The 5779-nt window shown below is 57.9% G+C and carries 4 protein-coding genes; 2 read left to right on the top strand and 2 right to left on the bottom strand.

What is annotated here, in order from left to right; all coding sequences use genetic code 11:
* The coding region (locus L691_RS0118175; protein ID WP_025691835.1) for an MFS transporter at positions 1–1081 on the bottom strand (1081 nt) is incomplete at its 3' end.
* 174 nt (positions 1082–1255) lie between these two features.
* On the opposite strand from L691_RS0118175, the gene L691_RS0118170 reads away from it, so the two are divergent.
* Positions 1256–2194, top strand: coding sequence for a helix-turn-helix transcriptional regulator (locus tag L691_RS0118170; protein ID WP_025691834.1), 939 nt, complete (start codon positions 1256–1258; stop codon positions 2192–2194).
* A 68-nt stretch (positions 2195–2262) separates the two neighbouring features.
* Entirely contained in the window at positions 2263–2565 is a 303-nt protein-coding gene (locus L691_RS0118165; RefSeq protein ID WP_232229216.1) for a zinc ribbon domain-containing protein, read from the top strand.
* 117 nt (positions 2566–2682) lie between these two features.
* Here the strand turns inward: L691_RS0118165 and L691_RS0118160 are convergent.
* On the bottom strand, positions 2683–5779 hold a 3097-nt coding region (locus L691_RS0118160; protein WP_025691832.1), incomplete at its 5' end, for an acyl-CoA dehydratase activase-related protein.

The raw sequence follows: 5779 nt of genomic DNA, 5'->3' as shown, positions 1-5779 counted from the left end.
GCTGCTGCCTGGCGGGCGTCTCCTGCATCAGCAGCGTATCGAGCGAGGCATACCCGATTCCCGACACAAGGGATGTCAGAACATACAATCCGCAGACTGCCGCAAAGCTTCCGGCCGCGCTGATGCCGATGTGCAGCAGCCCTTCCAGCAGCAGCCCTCCCAGCGCAGCCGCCAGCAGGTTCCGCTTAACTAAACGCCCGGCCCAGAAGCTCAGTGTGAGCCCGGCGCCGAGCGATGCGTAAAAAGCCCCCACACCAATATCTCCCGCGTGAAATACCCAAATGGCATATACACTGATCAGCACATTGTCGAGTCCGCTCACAATAGAGACAAGCAGCTCATAGCCCAGCACAATTTGCAAGCATACGCTTCCGGCAATTACAGCGGGCAAGCCTGCGGGGCGCGGAGCACGCCTGCTCTCCCCTTCATTCGCTACCGGGTCCGCCGCGTGGTGCCCCTCGGGCCCCTCGGCTGAAATCTCCAGCTCTGCCGGCGGGGTACGGGGGAATGAAATCCCCGAGATGATGAGCGCCGCGCCCAGGAAGGAGACGGCATTCAGCACGAACGCCGTCTGCGGACCGAACCAGTGCGAGACGAAGCCGCCCGTCAAAGCGCCCAAAATGAGCACGCAGCCGGTCAGCATCTGCTCCATGGCATTAGTCCTCAGCAGAGCGTCACGCCGCGCAAGCAGCGGTATGGACGATTTCCGCACCGGGGCGTAAATTGCCTCTCCCGCCGCCAGCATAAAGCTGCCGACATACAGCAGCCACAGCCGGTCCTCCCCCGTAACCCACAAAAAAGACAAGGCGAACGGAATCCGCGCGATATCGGTCGCCATCATAATCGTCTTGCGCGGCAGCTTCCCGCCCATATAGCCGCCCAGCGGCGCGAGCGCCAAATAAGGAATGAGCTTGACCCCGAGCGACAGGCCGACGGCCATGCCCGATCCGGTAAGCTGGAGAATCAACGACAGCATCGCGACCTGGCTGAAACGGTCACCGATCCCGTTGATGATGCCGGCGGCAAACAATCGGTAATAACCGGCGCTCATGCCGCCCTTGGCGGTGCTTTGGTGTGTCATAACTTTCATCCTCACTATCATAAAATTAAATAAATATCTAATTAGATATTAATCGAATATAAAGTGAATGGCAATCCCTATCCTTTCCGTGGTTCGGAAAAAGGAATAAGATATGACTAACTGGTTTTTACGAAAATACGTATTCGGAGACATGCCGAAAGGAGATCCGTACCGATGAAAATAGATCGTCTGCTGTCCATCGTCATCGTGCTTCTGGGCCGCCGGCTCGTTCAGGCGAAGGAGCTTGCCGACATGTTCGGGGTATCGGTGCGAACCATTTACCGCGATATCGAAACGCTAAGCCTGGCCGGAATTCCGGTGGTTACCTATCAGGGCGGAGGCGGAGGCATCGGATTAATCGAAGGCTACCGGCTCGACCGGAATGTGCTTACCGACCATGAGCTGGCGCAAATCTTTTCCGCTCTGCGAAGCCTCTCCCCCTATACGGGCGACCACGAGCGATTGATGGAGAAGATCAGCAGCGTCGTACCGCCTTCGCGTTCGCAGCAGTTCCGCAGCGTAGCGTCACGGCAGGTTGTCGACCTCACCCCATGGGGGCTTCCGGGCGTATCCGAGCAGAAGCTTGCTCTGCTCAAGGAGGCGCTGGAGGAGAGCGTAACGGTCTCTTTTGCCTATGTCAGCGCCGAAGGAACGGCAACGGTCCGGTGTGTAGAGCCATATACTCTGGTCATGAAGGGGCAATCCTGGTACTTGTACGGCTACTGCAAACTGCGGGAGGATTTCCGGCTGTTCAAGCTGCCCAGAATGAAGGATCTGGCAAAAGGGACTACGGTCTTTACCAGGCTCGAGCTTTCATTCGGAGATTTGCCGTGGAATGACTATCCGGGAGATCATGAAGCCCTGACCGAAATCATCCTTCATTTCTCTGCCAAAAATAAGCGTATCGCGGAGGAGCGTTTCGACTGCTCCGAGCTTCAGGCGGACGGCAGCGGTGGCTATACCGTCTCCCTGCGCTATCCCGTCGACGAATGGCTGTACGGCTTTCTGCTCAGCTTCGGGTCTGCGGCCGAGGTGCTGGAGCCGCAGCATGTCAGACAGCGGCTTGGCGAGCTGGCGGCGGCTATTGCCTGCAAATATAGCCCGGCAACCTGACAGTAGGCTGTCCAGTTCCCCGGTTTATACTGTAACTGTATAAAATATTAGCGGGAGAGTGGTTGAAAATGGAACACACTATGGAACTCACTGTGGAACACAGCGGACGGTTCTGCCAAAGCTGCGGAATGCCAATGCCGGAGGAAGAGCTGCTGGGGACGGAACGGGAAGGCGTTAAGACAGAGGAATACTGCAAGTACTGTTATGAAGACGGCGAGTTTAAGCAGCCGGACATTACCCTCCAGAGTATGATTGATCTCTGCACCGGTTATCTTGTGGAGCAGGGAATGAATGAGGCCGATGCCAGAGGAATGCTCGCCCAGTCGCTGCCCCTGCTTAAGCGCTGGAAACAAGAGGGCGTCTCCAAATAGAAGCCAAAGGGACACATCCCGGTTGAAACCAACCTTGGAATGTGTCCCTTTTTATATCGGCTATGCCGTTATTCTGTTTCGAGAACTTTCCTAGCAGGATGCCGCCCCGCTTTTCGTTTACGCTTGCACCGCCTTCAGCTTTGTCCCCGCCGCAGGCCCGGCAGACTCCTGGAAGAGCGCTCCGCCGCTCTCCAGTTCCTTTGCGATAGACATCATCAGCTTGATCCGGTTCGTCTGGTTCACCACACTGACGCCCGCATCATAGTCGATGGCGGCAATATTGGCGCTTGGATACAGTTCTTTCAGCCCTTTCATCGTCCCGCGTCCGGTAATGTGGTTCGGAAGGCAGGCGAAAGGCTGAATGCAGACGATATTGTTCACTCCATCATCAAGCAGGTCCATCATCTCGGCGGTCAGGAACCAGCCCTCGCCCATCTGGTTGCCTATCGACACAAGTCTTTCGGCTTTTTCGGCGAGACGGTAGATGTTCTTGTCTTTATGGGCGAGTCCCAGACCTTCAAGCGCTGCCGTGATCGGCTTGCGGTACATCTGTATATACGTAATGAGCAGCGGGTTGATCAGCCCGAGCGTCTTGCTCTTCCCGAACTGCTCCGCCCCGTAAATCGGATTGTACACACAGTAGAAGAAGAAATCGAGAAAATCGGGCATTACAACTTCCCCGCCCTCGGCCTCGATCAGATCGGCAAGCCGGTTGTTCGCGTCAGGATGGAATTTGATCAAAATCTCGCCGACCACGCCTACCCGCGGCTTAACCTCCTCCGTCACCGGCAGACGGCTGAAGCCTGACGCAATCTCGCGGGACAGCCGCTTATATTCACGGAACGAGAAGGAGGACAGGCTGTCCTTGCAGCGCTCCATCCCCTCACGGAACAGGGCTTCAGCGCTTCCCGGAACCTTCTCATAAGGTCTGAAGCGGTACAGCAGCCGCATGAGCAGATCACCGTAGCAGGCGGCGGCGAACATCCGGTTGATCATCTTGAAGCCAATACGGAAGCCTGGCTGGCTCTCAAGACCCGAGGCGTTCAGCGACAGAACCGGAATCTTTCCGAGCCCCGCATCCTTCAGCGCCTTGCGCAGCAGGGAAATATAATTCGTTGCCCGGCAGCCTCCGCCTGTCTGCGACATGATGACTGCGGTCCGGTCCGGATCGTAATCGCCGCTCTGCAGCGCCGACAGAATCTGGCCGATCGTTACAATCGCCGGATAGCAGGCATCGTTGTTGACATACTTCAGCCCCTCCTCCGTCTCCTCGGGACCGGACTTCTCAAGCACCTTGAATCGGTAGCCGAAATCCCGGAACACCCGCTCGAACAGCTCGAAGTGAATCGGCGACATTTGCGGCGCCAGAATCGTATACGCCGACTTCATGTCCTTTGTAAAAGTCACTCTCTGCTCGTCTTCCCGGGCTGTGCGAGGCGCGGCTTCTCCCTGCTCGCGCTCGCGCATCGCCGCGAGCAGCGAGCGCAGCCGGATGCGGGCCGCGCCCAGATTGCTGATCTCGTCGATCTTGATCAGCGTATACACCTTGCCCTTCCGCTCCATAATCTCCTGCACCGCGTCACAGGTGATGGCGTCGATACCGCAGCCGAACGAGGTGAGCTGCACCAGCTCAAGATCGCTGCGGGACGCCGCGAGCCGCGCCGCTCTGTATATGCGGGCGTGATAGGTCCATTGGTTGACGATGCGGATATCGCTCTCTCCGCTCCCCAGGTGGAAGATCGCATCCTCGGTAAGAACCGCAAGCCCCATGCCCGTGATGAGCTCCGCGATTCCGTGGTTGATTTCCGGGTCGGCATGGTAAGGATGCCCGCAGAGCAGGATGCCTTTGGTCCCGGTTTCCTCAAGGAACGCCAGCGTCTCCTCGCCTTTTCGCCGCAAATCATTCTTGGCCCGTTCCGCTTCAGCCTGACCGGTCTTCACGGCGGCGGCAATTTCCTCCCTCGGAATATCAGGGAAGGTCCGCGCCAGTCCTTTGACCAGCGCTTGAGTGTCGTCAAAGGTCAGGAACGGGCTGACGAGCGGGATTCCCTTTTCCTTGAGGCCGTCCATATTGTTGCGGATGACCTCCGGGTAAGAGGCGACGACCGGACAGTTATAATGGTTGTCGGCGCTCTTATCCTCTTTCTTCTCGTACACGATGGCAGGGTAGAAAATAAAATCGACGCCCAGGCCAAGCAGGCTCTGCACATGGCCGTGGGCCATCTTGGCCGGATAGCACACCGCTTCGGACGGAATGGTGTCCATTCCGCTTTCGTACAGCTTTTTGTCCGATTTCGGGGACAGCACCACCTTGTAGCGAAGCGCGGTAAAGAACGCATGCCAGAACGGATAGTTCTCGAACAGGTTCATGGCGCGCGGCAGCCCGACTACGCCCCGTACCGCCTCCGCACCCGGCAAAGGCTCGTAGTCGAAGAACCGGTCATATTTGTACTGCATCAGGTTCGGCAGCGTGTTCTTTTCCTTCTTCCCTCCGGCGCCGCGCTCGCAGCGGTTGCCGGTCACATGGAAGCTGCGGTCCGGGAACCGGCTGATGGTCAGCGGGCAATTATTGCCGCACCGTCCGCACCGGCCCTGGGTCACCTCGTAAGTAAAGCTCTCCAGTTCCTGCGGGCCAAGCAGCGTACTGACGCCGCTCTCCGCCGCGTTCTCCCTGGCGAGCAGGGCGCAGCCGTAAGCTCCCATTACACCGGCGATATCAGGGCGGATGACCGTTCTTCCTGTCAGCTGCTCAAATGCTCGCAGCACCGCTTCGTTGTAGAACGTGCCGCCCTGCACAATGATATGCTCTCCCAGTTCATCAAACCTGCGGATTTTGATCACCTTCTGCAAGGCGTTCTTGATGACAGAGTAGGCTAAACCGGCAGACAGGCCGGACAGGGACGCCCCTTCCTTCTGCGCCTGCTTAACCTTGGAGTTCATGAATACGGTGCAGCGGGAGCCGAGATTGACCGGGTCCTGCGCCTGCAGCGCGGCCTCGGCGAACTCGGCGACGCCCAGGCCGAGCGCCGAGGCGAAGCTCTCCAGAAAGGAACCGCAGCCCGCCGAGCAGGCTTCGTTCAGCATAAGGCTGTCGATGACGCCGCCCCGGATTTTGATGCATTTCATATCCTGGCCGCCGATATCGAGAATGAAGTCGACATTCGGCATAAATTTAGCGGCGGCCCTGTAGTGGGCGACCGTCTCCACTTCGCCG

It is taken from the genome of Paenibacillus zanthoxyli JH29, from assembly GCF_000520715.1.
GTDB lineage: Bacteria > Bacillota > Bacilli > Paenibacillales > Paenibacillaceae > Paenibacillus_AQ > Paenibacillus_AQ zanthoxyli.
The sequence above is the reverse complement of the archived record's forward strand: the minus strand, read 5'-3'. Positions and strand labels throughout refer to the sequence as shown.

What these genes read in the sequence shown, in the direction of transcription:
- L691_RS0118170 (WP_025691834.1), top strand. Translation starts at nt 1,256, where the DNA reads ATGAAAATAGATCGTCTGCTGTCCATCGTCATCGTGCTTCTGGGCCGC.
- L691_RS0118165 (WP_232229216.1), top strand. Translation starts at nt 2,263, where the DNA reads ATGGAACACACTATGGAACTCACTGTGGAACACAGCGGACGGTTCTGC.